Source organism: Adhaeribacter pallidiroseus (genome assembly GCF_003340495.1).
Classification (GTDB): Bacteria; Bacteroidota; Bacteroidia; order Cytophagales; family Hymenobacteraceae; genus Adhaeribacter; species Adhaeribacter pallidiroseus.
Window position 1 is genome coordinate 2,215,967 of record NZ_QASA01000001.1, and the last position, 17,703, is coordinate 2,233,669.

General features: G+C 42.4%; 17 protein-coding genes. 9 read left to right on the plus strand and 8 right to left on the minus strand.

Annotated features, from left to right (window positions below):
• Positions 1-63: 63 nt before the first annotated feature.
• The gene (locus AHMF7616_RS08720; RefSeq protein WP_115372539.1) at positions 64-1,122 is read left to right on the plus strand and encodes a chemotaxis protein CheB; all 1,059 of its coding nucleotides are present in this window, start codon (positions 64-66) and stop codon (positions 1,120-1,122) included.
• A gap of 523 nt (positions 1,123-1,645) precedes the next feature.
• On the opposite strand, the gene AHMF7616_RS08725 is transcribed toward AHMF7616_RS08720, so the two are convergent.
• The gene (locus AHMF7616_RS08725) at positions 1,646-2,110 is read right to left on the minus strand and encodes an SRPBCC family protein (protein ID WP_115372540.1); all 465 of its coding nucleotides are present in this window, start codon (positions 2,108-2,110) and stop codon (positions 1,646-1,648) included.
• A 288-nt stretch (positions 2,111-2,398) separates the two neighbouring features.
• Here AHMF7616_RS08725 and AHMF7616_RS08730 point away from each other — a divergent pair, with 288 nt between their 5' ends.
• Both AHMF7616_RS08730 and AHMF7616_RS08735 read left to right on the plus strand, forming a co-directional pair.
• On the plus strand, positions 2,399-3,091 hold the full coding sequence (locus AHMF7616_RS08730; RefSeq protein WP_115372541.1) for a DUF421 domain-containing protein: 693 nt from the start codon (positions 2,399-2,401) through the stop codon (positions 3,089-3,091).
• Positions 3,092-3,108: 17 nt separating this feature from the next.
• Entirely contained in the window at positions 3,109-3,801 is a 693-nt protein-coding gene (locus tag AHMF7616_RS08735; protein ID WP_115372542.1) for a DUF421 domain-containing protein, read from the plus strand.
• Between the two features lie 169 nt (positions 3,802-3,970).
• Here AHMF7616_RS08735 and AHMF7616_RS08740 read toward each other — a convergent pair whose 3' ends face one another.
• From AHMF7616_RS08740 to AHMF7616_RS08755, 4 genes are all read right to left on the minus strand, one after another.
• Entirely contained in the window at positions 3,971-5,236 is a 1,266-nt protein-coding gene (locus tag AHMF7616_RS08740; RefSeq protein WP_115372543.1) for a polysaccharide lyase family 20 protein, read from the minus strand.
• Between the two features lie 1,057 nt (positions 5,237-6,293).
• Entirely contained in the window at positions 6,294-7,421 is a 1,128-nt protein-coding gene (locus AHMF7616_RS08745; RefSeq protein WP_115372544.1) for an MFS transporter, read from the minus strand.
• Between the two features lie 12 nt (positions 7,422-7,433).
• A complete protein-coding gene (locus AHMF7616_RS08750) occupies positions 7,434-8,228 on the minus strand; it encodes a thymidylate synthase (protein ID WP_115375516.1) in 795 nt (264 codons plus the stop codon).
• A 317-nt stretch (positions 8,229-8,545) separates the two neighbouring features.
• Positions 8,546-8,809 (minus strand): hypothetical protein, encoded by a 264-nt coding sequence (locus AHMF7616_RS08755; protein ID WP_115372545.1) that lies wholly within the window; start codon positions 8,807-8,809, stop codon positions 8,546-8,548.
• A 105-nt stretch (positions 8,810-8,914) separates the two neighbouring features.
• On the opposite strand from AHMF7616_RS08755, the gene AHMF7616_RS08760 reads away from it, so the two are divergent.
• Entirely contained in the window at positions 8,915-11,209 is a 2,295-nt protein-coding gene (locus AHMF7616_RS08760; protein WP_115372546.1) for an efflux RND transporter permease subunit, read from the plus strand.
• A gap of 53 nt (positions 11,210-11,262) precedes the next feature.
• Here AHMF7616_RS08760 and AHMF7616_RS27455 read toward each other — a convergent pair whose 3' ends face one another.
• Complete coding sequence (locus AHMF7616_RS27455; RefSeq protein WP_262511715.1) at positions 11,263-11,391, minus strand: hypothetical protein; 129 nt, start codon at positions 11,389-11,391, stop codon at positions 11,263-11,265.
• A 41-nt stretch (positions 11,392-11,432) separates the two neighbouring features.
• Between AHMF7616_RS27455 and AHMF7616_RS08765 the strand changes: the two genes are divergently transcribed.
• From AHMF7616_RS08765 to AHMF7616_RS08775, 3 genes are all read left to right on the plus strand, one after another.
• Positions 11,433-11,990, plus strand: coding sequence for a hypothetical protein (locus AHMF7616_RS08765; RefSeq protein WP_115372547.1), 558 nt, complete (start codon positions 11,433-11,435; stop codon positions 11,988-11,990).
• A 171-nt stretch (positions 11,991-12,161) separates the two neighbouring features.
• Positions 12,162-14,123, plus strand: a complete 1,962-nt coding sequence (locus tag AHMF7616_RS08770) for an AAA domain-containing protein (RefSeq protein WP_115372548.1) — start codon at positions 12,162-12,164, stop codon at positions 14,121-14,123.
• A 73-nt stretch (positions 14,124-14,196) separates the two neighbouring features.
• Positions 14,197-14,709, plus strand: coding sequence for an FKBP-type peptidyl-prolyl cis-trans isomerase (locus tag AHMF7616_RS08775; protein WP_115372549.1), 513 nt, complete (start codon positions 14,197-14,199; stop codon positions 14,707-14,709).
• Positions 14,710-14,951: 242 nt separating this feature from the next.
• Here AHMF7616_RS08775 and AHMF7616_RS08780 read toward each other — a convergent pair whose 3' ends face one another.
• Positions 14,952-15,575 (minus strand): acyl carrier protein phosphodiesterase, encoded by a 624-nt coding sequence (locus AHMF7616_RS08780; RefSeq protein ID WP_115372550.1) that lies wholly within the window; start codon positions 15,573-15,575, stop codon positions 14,952-14,954.
• Between the two features lie 170 nt (positions 15,576-15,745).
• Between AHMF7616_RS08780 and AHMF7616_RS08785 the strand changes: the two genes are divergently transcribed.
• Together AHMF7616_RS08785 and AHMF7616_RS08790 are read left to right on the plus strand one after the other, a co-directional pair.
• Positions 15,746-16,240: a pyridoxamine 5'-phosphate oxidase family protein gene (locus AHMF7616_RS08785; protein ID WP_115375517.1), complete on the plus strand. Its 495-nt coding sequence runs from the start codon at positions 15,746-15,748 to the stop codon at positions 16,238-16,240.
• 189 nt (positions 16,241-16,429) lie between these two features.
• On the plus strand, positions 16,430-17,149 hold the full coding sequence (locus AHMF7616_RS08790) for a spheroidene monooxygenase (protein ID WP_233507415.1): 720 nt from the start codon (positions 16,430-16,432) through the stop codon (positions 17,147-17,149).
• 118 nt (positions 17,150-17,267) lie between these two features.
• Here AHMF7616_RS08790 and AHMF7616_RS08795 read toward each other — a convergent pair whose 3' ends face one another.
• Entirely contained in the window at positions 17,268-17,567 is a 300-nt protein-coding gene (locus AHMF7616_RS08795) for an SH3 domain-containing protein (protein WP_147275634.1), read from the minus strand.
• Positions 17,568-17,703 lie beyond the last annotated feature (136 nt).

Genomic DNA, 17,703 nt, shown 5'->3' on the forward strand with positions numbered 1-17,703 from the left:
TACGTTTAACAAGAAGTTAAGCACATTTAATAATTAGCTAAAGACTTATTAAAACCCAACAGGATGCTGGCACCCGGACATAATATTATCGTGATTGGTACTTCGGCCGGCGGCATGGAAGCCCTTTGTAAGCTGCTCGACCAGCTCCCGGAAAAGCTGCCGGCGGCTATTTTTATCGTGCAGCATTTAAGCATGGATTCCTCCAGCGATTACCTGGTAAAACGCATGGCCAAACATACCAAACTGCAGGTAAAAGTAGCCGAAAACGACGAAGTGTTTCAGCGGGGCACGGTGTATATGGTGCCCGCTGACCGCCACTTGCTGCTTACTAATAAACGTATTCTGGTAGCAAAAGGCCCCCGCGAAAACCAGTTCCGGCCCGCCGTGGATCCTTTGTTCCGGTCGGCGGCAGCTTACCACGGCTCGCGGGTAATCGGCGTTATTTTAACCGGTATGATGAATGACGGCACCGTAGGCATGGATGCCGTAAAACGGAGCGGCGGGATCACCGTAGTACAAGACCCCGACGATGCCGAACATCCCGATATGCCCCGAAATGCGTTGCGCAACGTAAGCATTGATTATGTGGTACCCATCCGGGAAATGGGCGCCTTGTTATATTCTTTAAGCCAAACTCCTTCCGGGGATAGTATTACGGTGCCGCAGGATATATTAAACGAAGCACAAATGGTGGAACGAATAATGACCAATGGTGTTATGTCAGATATTAAAAAAATGGATGATTTGGGGGAGCGTTCCGGTTACAGCTGCCCCGATTGCGGCGGTGGCCTCTGGGAAATAAATCAAGGCACAGTAAAGCGTTATCGCTGCCACTCCGGCCACGCCTACAACGAGGAGAGTTTATTTAACAGCATGAATTCCGCGTTAGAAGAAACCTTATGGGTATCGATGCGGATTATGGAAGAACGCCGTAACATGCTGGAGTCCATGGCTAACATGGAAAGAAGCAAAGGCCAGAGCCGTTGGGCGGTCATGCAGCAAGAACGCGCCGAAGAAATGAAAATACATGTGGAACGCCTGAAAGAGATTCTGTTAAACCGCAATTCGGTGGCCCATAACCTTAACATGCGAAACGGGGAAAACACGCCGGGTGCGAGTTGAGTTGCAGGTTGAAAGGTTAGAAAGTTGGATGGTTGGAAAGTTTTACAGTTGCTGGATGGGAGGTTGAAAATTTAGAAAATTGACAGGTAAAAAGGTTGCGAAGTTATAGTGATTAGTAATTTTGTGTAGCTTTTAATAAAGAAATTGTCATTCAGGAGGAACCTATTGGGCTACGCAGCAGGAAAGATAGTTATGAAGGATGGCTTGTATGGGAATTGTTTTGGCTATCAAAATACAATTTTTTACAACATACAGCTTACCTCGTTTAGTCTGATTTATGAAGCGGAATCAAGTTTTTTAAATTTTAGTCCTGTTCCGGTCACCAAAATTTCACTTTCCTGCTGCGTCACCCAATAGGTTCCTCCTGAATGACATTCCCGCCAATAGAAAGCTTTTCCTAAACAATCAACCACCCAACCAGCAACCTTCTAACCTTCCAACAATCTACCTTTCAAATGTCCCAACTTTTCAACCTTCAACTTTTCAACCTTCTAACTTTTCAACCTTCCAACTTTCCAACCCTCTAAAACTTACCAAACTTCTTTTCCATTACCTCGTTGCGGTAAGCGAAAATTCCTTCCAGTTGTTTTTTCACGAATAAGGCGTGCGCAATAGCTCCTAAAAAACCGAAGGGTAATTTATAATGTACCTGGTCGCGCATTTCTACGCCGCCCGGAATTTTTTTAAAAAAATGCGAGTGGTGCCACAACGCATACGGCCCAAACCGCTGTTCATCTACAAAATATTGCTGGGGCGCCACGTGCGTGATTTCCGTCATCCAAAAAATCTTGATACCGAAAAGCGGTTTTACATAGTAAGTGATAATCTGGCCTGGGTACATTTTCTCAGAATCTGAATTGCTCAAAACTTCAAAGCCCATGTACGCAGGCGTAATTTCGGCCAGGTTATTCGGCGACGAAAAATAATCCCAGGCTTGTTCTAGCGTAATGGGTAATTTCTGGATGCGTTTTAATACGTAGTGGCTCATGCCCCGCAATGTTAATTTTAGATAAAGAATAGAGTTCTTGCTTTTCTCAACCAAAAGCCTCTTAATAAGTTTTAAAATTTAAAAAAACGCTCCCTCCTGGGCAAAACTTTGCTTCTACCTCGCTCAATCAGTTGAAATGAACATTTTTGGTTTTTTTAGAAATAAGGCTATTTGAATGAAAAAAAAGTAAATACCGAGCGTTTTATTGCGTAAAATCGCAGCGTTTTCCGTATTTATCGCTAAAACTCCGCATAACCTCTTCTGCATCAATGCGTATTTGGGAAAGCTATGAAGAAAGAGGAAATATTATTGGGGGACTGGCAACGCTTATTGTTAGGGAATGCCCCCTGGGAGTTTATGCTGGAAGTATTTATCCGGACGATTATTGTATATATCGCCGTTATGATTACCTGGCGGTTGTTGGGCAAACGCATGAACGCGCAATTAACCATTACCGAATTAGCTGTTATGATTACCCTCGGGGGTATTGCCTCCGTGCCGATGCAATTACCCGACCGCGGTATTTTACTGGGCATTTTGGGTTTGGCTTGTGCCGTTGTATTTCAGCGGGTGTATAACTTAATTACCTTTAAATCCCGGAAAGCCGAGGTAATGGCTTACGGCGATGTGGGTTTACTGGTAAAAGATGGGGTATTGCAACTAGACCAGCTGAACGAATACCGCATCTCGAAAGAGCAGGTTTTTGCAGGCCTGCGTTCCCAGAAAATCACGCATCTGGGCGAAGTGAAACGCTTGTACCTGGAGTCGTCGGGGCTGTTTAGTGTATTTAAACAAGATAATCCGCCGCCCGGTTTATCCGTCTTACCCGAAAAAGACGAGCAACTGCACCAAGGTGAGCCCCACGACCAAGCTTTTGCCGCTTGCCTGCACTGTGGCAATATTGTAAAACAAACCGAACTAAAAAACAAAGCCTGCTCTAATTGCCAGGAAAACAACTGGACCTACGCGGTTGCGGCCTAAAAATTTAAAAATATTTTATGAAACCGGAAGATATTCATATAACCGATTATATGCGCATACTTTTAGGCGAAGTGCCCTGGATTTTTTTATTAGAAGTTGTATTCCGGGTATTTTTCATGTACCTGGTGCTTATTCTAGCCCTGCGGTTTATGGGCAAACGGATGGCAGCTCGTTTAAGTCGCTCCGAAATGGCGGCATTAGTGTCGTTAGCAGCGGCCAACGGAGTAGCCATTTTAGCCCCCGACCGCGGTTTACTGCCGGTGGTTATCATTGCCCTTGTTATTATTGGTTTTCAAAAGTTTGTGGCTTGGCGTACGCAAAACAACCCTCTTGCCGAACAAAGAATTATGGGTGATATAGATGTACTGGTGAAAGACGGGGTATTGCAACTAGCTTGTATGCAACATTGCCGCATGAGCCAGGAGCAGGTTTTCGCGCAGTTCCGGTATGAACAAATAGACAACTTAGCTAAAGTTAAACGCGCTTACCTGGAAGCTAACGGCGCATTCACTATTTTAAAAACCGAAGATAAAAAAGCCGGTCTTTCAATTCTGCCCAGTTGGGATAAAGAATTCCAGGAAACACAAAATAAAGCGCCCCATGTTTATGCCTGCTGCAATTGTGGCAACACCGTAAATAGTCAAAATTTAACCCAAGCGCCGTGCCACGTATGCCAGGAAAAACAATGGAACGAGGCTGTACTATCGTAGATTTTTAAAATTTTAATTTTTTGCTGTTCCATTCTCAGCATTGTAATTTCGTACAACCCAAAAAACAACCGGCAAAACATAAGAGCTTTTCCCGAAAAGGCTCTTATGTTTTGCCGGCTGATTAGTTGGTTGGTGTTGTGAGAATAGAGATTAAATAAAGCAATTAAAATTAATTTTGTACGCTAAAGTTAATGCTAGTAGTCGTACCGGACGAAGTTGTTGCATTTAAAGTATACCGGCCAACTACGGGTACCCACGGTTTATAATCGCCGTTGGTATCGCCAAAAACAGCGTAAGGAGCGGTGCCTTCGTTCCGGGAATAAGTTTTGGCTCCCGATAATTTAAATGTTACGGCGCCATCGGTAGTATTGGTATTAGCCCGGATATTTAAGTTTTTAGTAGGCAGATTGGAGAAGTCCAGAAGAGCGCCGTTTGTTAAGGTTTGAATAGGCTGATCGGTGTCGGCATTAATTAAGGTAAAGCTTTCTACTTTCTGGCCGGTAGTAGGCGTTTCCGGATCGGGAGTTGGATCGGGCGTTGGAGTTGGATCCGGTTGCGGAGTAGGTGAAGGCGAGTTACTGATGGGACGCGGAGCTACATCATTATAAGTAGCATTTCCGTCTCCTACCCGGATATCGTCTACGTAAGTAACCCGCTTAGATACACCATGCCAGTTTCTTTTGTAAATTCCTAAATGCAAACGCGGTAGTTTCACATCGTTATAACAGTTAGGACCCCGGTAATTTACCACCTTTACGCCATTCTTCCATACTTCAATAATACCATCCGATAAATAAGAAAACTTAATATGATACACCATATCCAGCCATTTATCTTTCTCCAATGGTCCTAAATCAAAGGTGGTTCCACCAGATCGGGTAGCATTGGTACTGGTTGACCGGGTGGCCCACCAAACTACCAATGTTAACTGATTTTTTATAACCGCTAAGGATATAGGGGGAGTACGGCCAGTCTCCGTTGAATTATCATCGGTAGCGTGTAACTGCGTAATGATATCCCAACCACCCTTTACAGCGTCCGTTTGCCAATAGGCCGACGGTAAATAAACAGGTACACTGTACCAACGCTCCTTGCTAGTTTCACTGTCTCTCCATATTTCCGAGCGCACGCCAGGGTCGCTGCTTCTAAGCTCAAAACGCATGGCTTTTTGGCCGGTTCTCGACATGGCCGTCGTTTCGCTGTAGGCGTGCGATGTATAATTTTGCTTGCCAAAAGCACTGCTTAGCGTTGGTTCAATTCTTTCTTCTACTAATAAATTGCTTCTGCTTGCATCAACGGAAGTTACATAAGCAGCACTAGAGATAGCGGTACTAAGTTTTGATACTTCTTTAGGCTCTACCGAGTCTACGTTTTCGCAGGCTACGTTTAATAGAGAGAGTAAAGAAGTTGAAAAGAGTAGTAGTTTAGTTCTCATTAGTTAGATTATTAGGTTAGAGATAAGGAATAGAATTATACAAAAGCTTATCAAATTAAGTCTGTTGTACCGTGTATAAGCTTCTTAGACATAATTGTATATTTATTGTAAATGCTATTTATAATTTTTCATTGAAAATTGAATTAAATAGAATTAAAAATAAGCGTAGAATGCAGTTATTTACACGAAAGATAAATTATTAATGTAATTAAATTAATAATAAATTAAACTTATTCTAAGCGCTTTGTGGAGCCAAACTTAAAACTAAAATTTATTACTACCAAAAAAATTTTATATTTTGTTGAAACACTGCAATATTGTTGCGAAAAATTTGAAATAACTTAGTTGCATTAATAATTATTTAACAAACACGCCATACAACCTATTACAGCTCCAAAGCTTAATTTCTGGATTAAAGTTATAACCAAAATTTTTATACGCAAATGGTGCAACCAAATTAAATTTGTATTTATACCGTAAAATGAGGAATAAACAATTAATAAATTTTTCTTTATAATTGCATTATTCTAATATCAGTTTAGCGTAACATGGTTCCGGATTATATGGTAAGTTGTTACATTTTCAAAAATTTTGGCCGACTCACATTTATTATGCCAAAGCACTTTTTAGTAGATTAATATTTGCACTAATAGCTTATAGCATAATTTCTAAGAAATGTACTATTTTGTGAACTGTGGAATTTTTCTACACTTTGCGGATTAATTACCCAATAAGTTCAGCTAAAAATGTTTGGTATTAACTGCTCTAGAAAACGGTTGTGATTTATATATAAATAAGAGAATTGGATTTAAAGGGAATACATAAACAAGAATAAGGGGGTAAAATATTTCGGTATTAAAATTAATTTATCCATTAAACTTTAATGGTTTTCCCTTGTAAAAAGCTTTTTAGCAAATTTGATTGCTACTAAATAGATGGTTTGCATACCAGGCAGGTAATAGAAGAAAGGTCGTATTGTCGAAGGTTTTTCGGGGAAATGAAATAAAAGGTTTATAAAATTTAGTTCAGTAACAGCCCAGCACTCATCATTCAAAGCTTAGAATTTACTTCTAAAACTTAGGAAAGTCATTACTGTAAATAAAAAAACCACAAATAGTAAGGCTACTCGTAATGATTGCCAATCGGCTAAAAAGCCAATAATCGGGGGACCAAATAAAAAACCTGCGTAACCCACCGTTGTAACCATAGATAAACCTACTCCGGGCGGTAAGCCAGGAGCATTGCCCGCAATGCTGTAAGCTATGGGTACCACTGTAGCCAAGCCCAAGCCAATTACTAAAAAGCCCGTAATAATCATTAAAGGCGCGGGAATCGCCAGGGCTAGCGCCAAGCCAACAAAAGCAATGCACCCGCTGTAAATTAGTAAACGTTTATCTCCTAAACTTTCCCGGATTCTATCGCCAAAAAGTCGGCCAATGGTCATGGCCAAAGAAAAAGCAGCTAGAGCCAATGGTGCTAAAGCTTCGTTAGCTTTAGCTACATTTTCCATGTAGTTAGAGCTCCAATCAGCAATGGCTCCCTCGCCGGTCATGCCGCAAAAAGCAATAATGCCAACACTCAGAATAGCCTTGGTGGGCAACCGGAAACCGGCGCCTTGCTCCGCGGCTCCGGCCTGGGGGGCGTCTGGAATTAAATGTCGCGCGGCCCAAAGAATTAAAACCAGGCAAACTCCTACAATGCATACTAAATGAGTAAACAAGGGAATATTAAATTTAGCAAATAAAGCGCCACTGCCAGCCCCCAGCATCATTCCCACACTAAACAAAGCGTGAAAAGACGACATAATCGGCTTTTGATATTTTTGTTCTACTAATACGGCTTGCGCGTTCATGGCCACATCCAATAAGCCCGCCGATACTCCTACCAAATAAAATAAGATACGCACTTGCCAAACCTCCGGCAATAAAGGAATACCCGGTACTAACAAACAAAAAGCAATGGCCCCAAATAAAGTTATGCTGCGGCTGCTGTTTTTATGAATGAGCCAGCCTGTAAAAGGCATAGAACTGATGGCCCCCATGGATACAAACAACAATACCAATCCTAAGGCTTGGTTGTTCAGGTGGTAAATTTCCTGCACGCGCGGCAAACGGGCGATCCAATTCGCGTAAATAAAACCGTTCACCATAAAAATAAGGTTAACGGCTAACCGGTTTAATTTCATAGTTCCGGCGCTTTAAACGGCTACGGGTGCTTTTATGGCCGGATGCGGATTATAGCTTTCCAGTTTGAAATCGTTGTAAGTAAAATCAAAAATAGAAGTAACCTCCGGGTTCAGGAGCATGCGCGGCAAAGGCCGGGGTTCCCGGCTTAGTTGCAACTGGGCTTGCTCCAGGTGATTGGTATATAAATGCGTGTCGCCGCCGGTCCAGATAAATTCGCCGGGCTCTAACCGACACACCTGCGCCACCATTAAGGTAAGCAAAGCATACGACGCAATGTTAAACGGCACTCCCAGAAATACATCGGCGCTGCGCTGGTACAACTGGCAGCTCAATTTGCCATTGGCCACGTAAAACTGAAAAAAAGCATGGCAGGGCGGCAGCTTCATTTTATTAATTTCGGCCACGTTCCAGGCACTTACAATCAGGCGCCGTGAGTCCGGATTAGCTTTTATTTGCTGGATGACCTGGGTAATCTGATCGATGTGGCCGCCGTCCGGGGTGGGCCAGCTCCGCCACTGGGAGCCGTAAACCGGACCTAAATTGCCGTTTTCATCGGCCCACTCATCCCAGATAGATACGCCGTTTTCTTTTAAATATTGAATGTTGGTTTCGCCTTTTAAAAACCACAGCAGCTCATGGATAATAGATTTTAAATGCACCTTTTTGGTAGTTACTAACGGGAAACCATCGGCCAGGTTAAAGCGCATCTGGTAACCGAACACGCTGCGCGTACCCGTACCCGTACGATCTTCTTTAAATGTACCTTTGTTAATAATGTGTTCCAGAAGGTGAAGGTATTGCTGCATAGTAAATTTGGCAAATAGAAGGTGACAGAATAAGGTTAAGGAACGAGTAGAAATTTTAACGGTCAAAACCACTAAGGTTTTTTCCTTATAAATTTTATCCCCGGCAGAACAGGAACCTATTCCGGCCAAAAATAAAAAAAGTCCGCCAACAATAGCAGACATCAGACGAGTTTATATTTTAAAATTTTTGATACGCAACAATCTTCAGGCGGTATTTACCGGCCCGAACCAGTGTTATAAGGCAAGTAAGGCCATATTTCAATTATAATGAGATTCTTTAAATTTTTAAAATTTGAAGACCATCCTTACAAAGTTTGTCAACGATCGGTGGGGCATGCATTCCATTTAACCGGCTTGTTGAAACCGGTTGATTTTGCAAGTGTTTTTACCGGACCGGAGCAAATTAAGGGAACTGAATTTGATTTTGCTGTACGCGCCAGCTTTGTTTTATTGCTTTGTACTACTGGTTTATCCGGCAGATCGGCGAAAGAAACCGTATTCACCAGAATAGAACCTTTTAGCGAAGAATTTCCGGTAAAAGCCAGCAGCAGAAAAGCCCCGGCAAGAACAATTTTTTTCATGATAAAATCCGTTAAAAGACAAACAATGAAGGTAAAATTCGGGTTATTACCTGAGAAAGGCGGTGCTTCTTTTTAGAAACGCCGGTGGATGCATCCTATTGTAAAATGTTATATAAAAAAGTTAGTTATTTCGTACTTTTCTTTATTTTTTTATTTACCTGCCTTAGTTTATTTTTTATTTCCCGGCTGCAGTTTGATTATAACTTCGATCATTTTTTTCCGAAGCACGATCCGGATTTAAAATTTTACCTGGATTTTCGGGAAAAATTCGGCAACGATAACGATTATATCTTACTAGCCTTAGAAAACAACGCATCTATATTTGAACCAGTTTTTTTAAAAAAAATAGATTCGCTTACCCAGCAAATCAGTAAAATGCGGCACGTGGCGCAAGTGCTGTCGCCCACCACCATTAGTAGCCCCATTATCGAATCTTTTGGTTTGTTTGAAGTACCTTACCTGCACGTAAACGAACCGCAACGGTACGCCCAGGATAGTTTGGCTATCTACCAATCCCCGGGTCTGGCAGGCACTATTTTCTCGACTAACGCCAAATCGGTATCGTTACTAATTCAAACTTCTCCGAACTTAACCAAATTACCCAGCGATACTTTACTGGCTTCCATCCGCAAAAACGTACATGCGCTTGGTTTACCCCGGTATCACATTGCCGGCAAGGCGGTGGCGCAATCTATTTTCGTGGACCGCATGCAATACGAGCTGGTTTTGTTTATGTCCATTTCCATCGTAATGGTGATTATTTTTTTGTACATCACTTTCCGGACCTGGTGGGGCGTAGTGATGCCCTTGTTGGTTGTTTTAATTTCGATTTGCTGGTCGATGGGGATTATGGGGCTAACCGGTACTACCATTGATATCATGACCATGCTGCTCCCAACTATTATGTTCGTGGTGGGTATGTCGGATTCGGTACATATTTTAACGCAGTACGTTACCGAAGTGGCTGAAGGTAAACCTAAAACCGAAGCCATTATTACTACCGTGAAAGACGTAGGGATGGCAACTTTTATTACGGCCATAACCACGGCTATTGGTTTTCTCACGCTGCTTACCGCTGATATCGGGCCTATTCGCCATTTTGGGGTATATACCGGGGTAGCAGTAATGGTGGCCTATGTGCTTTCCATGACCATGCTGCCCGCCATGATGCTGCTCATGCCTCTGCCTCCCCGCACCGCTCCCCGTAGAGAAGCATTAACCTGGCCTTTTTTACTCCGGCGCTTACTTTTATTTGTTTTCCGGAACCGTACCCGCTTATTAATCTCCAGCGTGGGCGTAGTAATTGGCGCTATATATTGTATTAGCCTGATCCGGATTGATGCGACGTTGCTGGATGACTTAGCCGATGATGATCCGGTAAAGCTAGACTTTCAGTACTTCGAAAAAAACTTTGCGGGCGTACGCCCCTTTGAACTGTATCTAAAAGCGGCGCCAACCCAAACGCTTTATAGTTTACCAGTGTTGCGGGAAATTGAAGAAATTGAGCATTACTTAAATCATAGTTATGGGCTGAAATTTATTCTTTCGCCGGTAACCGTGGTTAAAACTTTAAACAAGGCGGTAAACGGTGGTTCCGAAACCGCTTATAAACTACCCGATACCGAAAAGCAATGGCACCAACTGCAAAAAAAATTAAAATTATTCCGGAAGAGGCCGGAACTCAACAGCTTGGTAAGCGCCGATTTAATTGAAGGTCGGCTGAGTGGCAAAATGGGGGATATTGGCAGCGCTAAAGCTACCCAATTAAACCATAAACTGCGGACGTTTATGCAGCAACAAACCAACCCGGCTTTACTGCAAACCCACATTACCGGAAGTTCGGTGTTAATTGATAAAAATAACGACACGCTTACCCGCGATTTAATGGAAGGCTTACTGCTTGATATTCTTTTTATCGGAGCTATTGTGGGAGTTATGTTCCGGTCTTTCAAGATGATTGTGATTACTTTGTTACCTAACATTTTACCTATCGTACTCATTGGCGCATTTATGGGCTTGGTGGGCATTAACTTAAAAGTATCTACTTCTATTATTTTTACAATTGCTTTGGGTATAGCCATCGACGATACCATTCACTTCATCAGTAAACTAAAGCTGGAGTTACTAACCGGCAAGCCTTTGTATTACGCCGTTAAAAGAACCTATATAACCACCGGCAAAGCAGTTATTATTACCTCTTGTATCTTAATGGCGGGCTTTTGCACTTTAATCTTTTCCAATTTCGAAAGCACATTTTACGTAGGTTTACTCATTAGCCTTACTTTGCTTTTTGCCGTACTATCCGATTTATTATTGCTGCCCATTCTGGTAGTTTACTTTTTTAAACCTAACGTATCATCTAAAGGCAAAAAAGCCCCAAAACACATTCAAACGCATTAAATACCAGGTTTTCTGTGGGTAAATAGCACTTATATATTAAGAAGAATAACCGGCTAACATTTTTTTAAATTTTTTAACTTTTCAGGAGTTAAAACGGCATTTATAATTTTATAAAGGTGAATTCTTATACCATGTTTTAAAAAGCCATTTTTCAAAAGGAAAACTTTTTCTTTATCTTTCAAGTTAAACAGCCGCCCATTTTTGTTACTCGCTTCCAATACGTATGCTTCGATTAACTTTCCTGATTTTATTTTTACTACTGGTCACTTTTTCCCGGGCTGCCCAACCCCAGGATAGTTTGCGCACCTTACTTACCCAGCGGGAGCAGCTCGTAAAAGATTATCAGTTTTATAATGCGCAAAACAGCAATTTTTGGGGTAAAAAATCTAAAAAAGATTTACTCCGGATTATTGATACCCTTAAAGAAATTATCCGGAAAGATTCGGAAATCATTAATACCATTAAAATCAGCACCCTCCGCAAAGCCGCTACGATTACCGTTGAGCAAAATAAAGTAGCCGAACAATTTAAAGGCAACCAGTTAGCGGTAAGTAATACTATTTACGATCTAAGAACGCAAGTAGCCAATTTAGAAAATCTGCAAAAATCGCGGCAACGAAGAATTACAGAACTTACCCACGTGGCAGAGCAAGAACAAAATAAACGAACCGATCGCGACAAAATAATTGGTTTGGCTGGTATGTTATTAATAGCCTTGCTGCTGTACACATTGCATCTGCGCCGAAAACTAGCGCGCGTTGCTACTAAAAAACAACGGTAAATCGCGGTTTAATAAAGAAGATCTATAAAAGAAAGGCTTGCACTATCTAAAAACAAATTAACCGAAACTTTTTGCTTGTAAAATAGATTATATAGTATTGCATAAAGTGTTATTTTACTTACCTAAGTTGCTGATCCTAACAAAATTAACGGCAGCCGTTTAAATAAATTAATGATAGCTATTCCAGAAGAATTAAGGCGTACCCAAGCCTTACTCAAAATAGAACAAGAAGAAGACTTAAATCAATATAAGTTAAAAAGTACCCGTAGCCCTATCTCTGAACGTAAAGAAAATGGTTTATGCTGGTACCCGATTGTTATTACCAAAACCGAAATCGGCTTTGGCAGTAAAGTAGTGGTGGAGTTAGAACGTACCCAGGGCAAAGATCAATTACATTTATTCCAAACCGGAAAAGCAGCTCAAATTTTTTCGAATGCCACGGGAACCCAGGGCCACGATGGCCAGGTACTAACCGGGGTTATAACCAGTCTGAAAAGAAACAAGCTGACCTTAGCTACTACTAAAGAAGATTTACCCGACTGGATCGACGAAGGAAAATTAGGCATCGACCTGACTTTTGACGAAATGAGTTACCGCGAAATGGAAATTGCCCTGCGCAAGGTAATTGAAGCCGAAAAAAGCCGTTTGGCGCAACTTCGCGATATCATTTTGGGCCAGGAACCGGCCCGTTTTCGTGAAATTTTATTTTTTCAGCTTGTTCCGGAGTTAAACGAATCGCAGAACCAGGCCGTAAAGAACATAGAACAAGCGCAGGATGTAGGTATTATCCACGGACCGCCGGGTACGGGTAAAACCACCACTTTGGTACAAGCTATTATGCGTACTTTGCAAAGCGAACGCCGCTTACTGGTTTGTGCGCCCAGCAATACCGCCGTGGATTTACTCACCGAAAAACTGGCCGCTCAGGCTATTAACGTTATCCGAATTGGTAATCCGTCCAGGGTGTCGGATCTGCTGTTGGAACATACCCTGGATGCCCAGATTATGGCGCACCGCGACTACAAGGATATAAAGTTGCTGCGCAAAAATGCCGAGGAATATAAGGCCATGGCGTTTCAGTTTAAGCGTAAATTTGGCTGGGAAGAACGGGAGCAGCGCCGCTTAATGAAAGAAGAGAGCCGCCGGATGCTCGCCGAAGCCGAAAATCTGGAACGATATATCATTGACGACTTGCTCGACCGGGTGCAGGTAATTACCTGTACCCTGGTAGGCTCGGCCAACCGCGTCATCCGCCATTTATCCTACGACACGGTGTTTATCGACGAAGCAGCCCAAGCCTTGGAACCCGCTTGCTGGATTCCGATTACGCGTGCCAACCGGGTTATTCTGGCGGGCGATCATTGCCAGTTACCTCCTACCATAAAATCTTTGGAAGCCGATAAGAAAGGTTTAAGTAAAACGTTGTTCGAAAAATGCATCGAGCGCCAATCCCGGGTAGCGGTTATGCTCAAAACGCAGTACCGCATGCACGAACACATCATGAATTTTTCGAATCAGCAATTTTATGGTGGCGAACTACTGGCACACAATAGTGTGGCTGCCGCCGACTTAGAAGCTTTTCATGCGATTTTTGCGGGTAATCTGGCGGTGGAATTTATTGACACGGCCGGGTGCGGGTACTCCGAAAAAGCATTTTCGGAAAGTTCCAGTGTGGCTAACCCCGAAGAAGCAGATTTATTATTGCAGCATATTCAGCATTTGTTAAAAGATTATGACGTGGCGCAAATGCCGGAACATGCCTTAAAAATAGGGATTATTTCGCCGTACCGCGCCCAAATTAATTATCTGAAGGACGAGATTGAACACCAACCCCCACTGGCCGAATTGCAAAACCGCCGCTTATTAACGGTAGGTACCGTTGATTCTTTTCAAGGGCAGGAACGCGACATTATCTACATTAGTATGGTACGGAGTAATGATGCCGGCGAAATTGGTTTTCTGGCGGATATCCGGCGCATGAACGTAGCCATGACCCGCGCCCGCAAAAAGTTAGTAATCGTAGGCGACAGCGCTACTTTAACGCGCCATCCTTTTTACAATAGTTTTTTAACGTATACCGAAAGCATTGGGGCCTATAAAAGTGCCTGGGAACTCACCCATATTTCAGAATAACCGTATACCGAAAATAAAACAAGTAAAAGGAGATATATTCTTACCTTTGCCCACTTAAATCAAAAAGACTGTTATGAAGATCAGCAATAATACGGTGGTGTCCCTCACCTATGACTTAAGCGTAATAGATGAAAACGGCGAAAAGAGCCACGTAGAAACGGCCGGTGCGGATAATCCGATGGTTTTCCTGTACGGCGTTAGCGGGCTACCCGATAAGTTTGAAGAAAAATTGAACGGTCTGGAAGAAGGGACCAGTTTTTCTTTCGCTTTGGAATCAGAAGATGGGTACGGCGACTACGACGAAAATGCTTTGGTAAATATCCCCAAAAACGTTTTTGAAGTAGATGGTGCTATTCCGGATGGAATGCTGGAACCCGGCAACTTTATACCAATGGCCGACAGCGAAGGTAACCAAATGCAAGGCCAAGTGGTAGAAGTAAGCCACGACGAGGTACAAATGGATTTTAATCATCCGTTAGCCGGCAAAACTATGCATTTTGATGGCAAAGTAGTTAGCGTTCGGGAAGCCACTAAAGAAGAACTAGCCCATGGTCACGTACATGGCGAGCATGGGCATCACCATTAAAGTCAGGAAAATTTAAAATTTTACTAAGCGGGAGCCTATTCCCGCTTTTTTTATGTCGTTATGTTTAATATCTAGCAACTTCCGATTGTTTTAAGCCTGCGTATTAATAACATAGCTGTAAACATTTTACCCTTGCATTGTCGGCACTTTCCCCAGAAACTATTGGTAAGGTGATAACGCTACTCTGTTGGTTATAGCACTTGATAAGGTTTATAACCCTCAGTTAACAGAACATGATGGCATTAGCTTGGCACTTGGTTAGCTTTGTTTGTTGCATGGCTTCCATCCAAATCCAGACTCTGTTTAACATATGTTTGCAAATCAGGGAAAAATTGATAAAAATCTTGCTGGTATTCCGGATAATGTAACTCCAGCGCCTGCGTAGCGGTGGCCATGTTGGAAACGAACGTACTGCGGCGGCTCAGACCTTCCAGCGAAGATTTTATGCCGCTCACCTGTGCGTACCGGTATAACCAGTTATGCTTGATCATGTAAGGCAAGAAATACTGCACTTCTGTCGGCAGATAAGTGGCGTATTTTTGCACGGTGGTGTATACGTATTCCGTAAAGTGGAGCAGCGGCATGGTTGCAAACTGGTTAAAATTGGCGGCCAGAAAATGGTCGTAAAACATATCGGTAATAACGCCGGCAAACTTCCCGTACTCAGGACGCAGCCTTTCTTTCGTTTGCTTTACTATGGCATGGGTATCGGTAAAGGTATCGATGAGCCGGTGTAATTCAATGCCCTTCCGGATACCGACCGGATAAGCGTCTTTTTGCCGGCCTTTTACCGAGTCCGCAATAAAATTACCTACTAACAATTCTTCGTCGGATCCGGATAAATACGCGTGTGCTAGAAAATTCAAATTTTTTTAAATTTTACCTGCATTATAAACCAATTGCCAGCTAATTGGTTAAAGCTACAGAAATATATTTTAATCGGGCAGCGATCCGGTTAAAAGGTACTGCCGGAAGCGGAATAAGAACTTTTCGTTTTAGCAACCGTACTCAAACAAAAATCAAACGGAATACAACTATGGAAAATACGCCTAACCAGGACCTGGAAAAGCTCGTTACTTTAATTAAAGACATTAAAACGGCCATGTTTACCACTGCCGAGGTAGATGGTACTTTGCGCAGCCGGCCCATGCGCACGCAAGAAGTAAAACCCGACGGCATCCTGTGGTTTTTTAATGCCGAAGATTCTGCCAAAACGCACGAAATTAAACAAGATCGCAACGTAAACGTGAGTTTTATGGACGATGGTAACAATACCTACGTTTCGGTTTCGGGTAAAGCCCGCCATGTAAAAGATAAAGCCAAAATAGATGAACTGTGGCACGAACCTTTAAAGGCTTGGTTTCCGGAAGGCAAAGATGATCCGAATATTTCGCTAATTAAAGTTACCATTGATCAGGCCGAGTATTGGGATGCTCCTTCTAGCACTTTGGTTCATTTATACGGCATGGTAAAAGCTACTTTAACCGGCGAACCAGCTCATCCGGGCGAAAATAAAAAGATCAGTTTGTAAGTTTACCTATTATCGAAAGGGGCGTACAACGCCCCTTTTCTTGTAATTAAGTAAAAGGACAAATTAAAATAGGCATTCTTATGACAAAAATGCCAAGTGAAATGATTGATTATTAATTATGTATAACTTGTTTCGTCTTGATACGTGTGTCTTGTTACTTGTGTCCATTTACTGAAGTTTATTATCACCTTGCTCCCCTCTTACTCGCCTACGCCACTTACTACTTTAACTTTATTTGGTTTAATGCCCAAACGCGTTCGCTGGGGCCTAGCCCAAATGGGCACTTCACCACGCCAGTTGAAATTAGTACCGGGTATGCAATTTTTTAAATTATTGGGCAGCGGCCAAGGTCAGGTATTTTCTATAAAGCCTGATTTTAATCGTTATGGCTTATTTGCTACCTGGCACTCCAAAGCAGCTGCCGATGATTTTTTTCAAAAATCGGAATTAATGCAGCTCTACCGCGAAAATTGCCAGGAAATCTGGACGGTGAATCTGTTGCCGTACAAAGCACACGGTTTATGGGACGGCCTAAATCCTTTTACTACTTTAATTCCGGAACCTAACCCGCAACAACCTATTGCGGTTTTAACCCGGGCTGCCATTAACTGGCGATCTTTGCCTGCTTTCTGGAAAAACGGTACACTCACCAGCCAAGCTTTAGAGAAGGCTTCAGGAGTATTGGCCGCCATTGGTTTAGGCGAATTGCCTTTTGTGCGCCAGGCCACTTTTAGTATTTGGGAAAACCAGGCAGCCATGCAAACTTATGCTTACCAGAATCAGGCACATCGCTCCGTTATGCAGCGAACCCGCGCTGAAAAATGGTACAAGGAAGAGTTATTTGCCCGTTTTGCGGTGCTTTCCGCCGAAGGCACCTGGAACGGTATTAATCCCTTATCAAGAATATAAACGGTAAGCACTTTTACTTATAATTCTATTAACGCTAGGTACTAAATGGAATATGCTACAAACAAAAAAAGGTGAACTTACGGGTTCACCTTTTTTTGTTTCATTACGCTCTGCGTTCTTAGCGTTTCGCGATGGCTCTGGGTTCTGGTTTATCTTTTAAGTAAGTTAATTCAGAATGTAAAACATAACCAACTTTATCGTTCACCTTCACCATTGTCCAATGAGTATTCCATTTGCGAATAAGTTCTACGCGGTCTTCGGTAGTAATCGTGTAAATGACGGGGGTAGATGTACCTGCTTGTTGAAACATTTTTACATTTTCGTTTTTAACCTGTACTACCATTACGGGCTTATTATCATGAGCCATAACGAAACCTAACTGAATAAATAATACGAGAGAAAGAAGGAGCTTTTTCATAGTTTTAGTTTTTAAGTATTTTGATTTTTTTAATTTTTCCATTGCTAACCAGCTTTTGTTAACTGATTTCCTTTAATAGGTTTGCAACGGCTATGCCAAAACAAGAAAAAAGGTCATAACAGCTCAAAATCGCTGT

What these genes read in the sequence shown, in the direction of transcription:
- AHMF7616_RS08720 (WP_115372539.1), top strand. Translation starts at nt 64, where the DNA reads ATGCTGGCACCCGGACATAATATTATCGTGATTGGTACTTCGGCCGGC.
- AHMF7616_RS08740 (WP_115372543.1), bottom strand. Translation starts at nt 5,236, where the DNA reads ATGAGAACTAAACTACTACTCTTTTCAACTTCTTTACTCTCTCTATTA.
- AHMF7616_RS08735 (WP_115372542.1), top strand. Translation starts at nt 3,109, where the DNA reads ATGAAACCGGAAGATATTCATATAACCGATTATATGCGCATACTTTTA.
- AHMF7616_RS08760 (WP_115372546.1), top strand. Translation starts at nt 8,915, where the DNA reads ATGTTATATAAAAAAGTTAGTTATTTCGTACTTTTCTTTATTTTTTTA.
- AHMF7616_RS08770 (WP_115372548.1), top strand. Translation starts at nt 12,162, where the DNA reads ATGATAGCTATTCCAGAAGAATTAAGGCGTACCCAAGCCTTACTCAAA.
- AHMF7616_RS08755 (WP_115372545.1), bottom strand. Translation starts at nt 8,809, where the DNA reads ATGAAAAAAATTGTTCTTGCCGGGGCTTTTCTGCTGCTGGCTTTTACC.
- AHMF7616_RS08745 (WP_115372544.1), bottom strand. Translation starts at nt 7,421, where the DNA reads ATGAAATTAAACCGGTTAGCCGTTAACCTTATTTTTATGGTGAACGGT.
- AHMF7616_RS08725 (WP_115372540.1), bottom strand. Translation starts at nt 2,110, where the DNA reads ATGAGCCACTACGTATTAAAACGCATCCAGAAATTACCCATTACGCTA.
- AHMF7616_RS08750 (WP_115375516.1), bottom strand. Translation starts at nt 8,228, where the DNA reads ATGCAGCAATACCTTCACCTTCTGGAACACATTATTAACAAAGGTACA.
- AHMF7616_RS08730 (WP_115372541.1), top strand. Translation starts at nt 2,399, where the DNA reads ATGAAGAAAGAGGAAATATTATTGGGGGACTGGCAACGCTTATTGTTA.
- AHMF7616_RS08795 (WP_147275634.1), bottom strand. Translation starts at nt 17,567, where the DNA reads ATGAAAAAGCTCCTTCTTTCTCTCGTATTATTTATTCAGTTAGGTTTC.
- AHMF7616_RS08775 (WP_115372549.1), top strand. Translation starts at nt 14,197, where the DNA reads ATGAAGATCAGCAATAATACGGTGGTGTCCCTCACCTATGACTTAAGC.
- AHMF7616_RS08765 (WP_115372547.1), top strand. Translation starts at nt 11,433, where the DNA reads ATGCTTCGATTAACTTTCCTGATTTTATTTTTACTACTGGTCACTTTT.
- AHMF7616_RS08785 (WP_115375517.1), top strand. Translation starts at nt 15,746, where the DNA reads ATGGAAAATACGCCTAACCAGGACCTGGAAAAGCTCGTTACTTTAATT.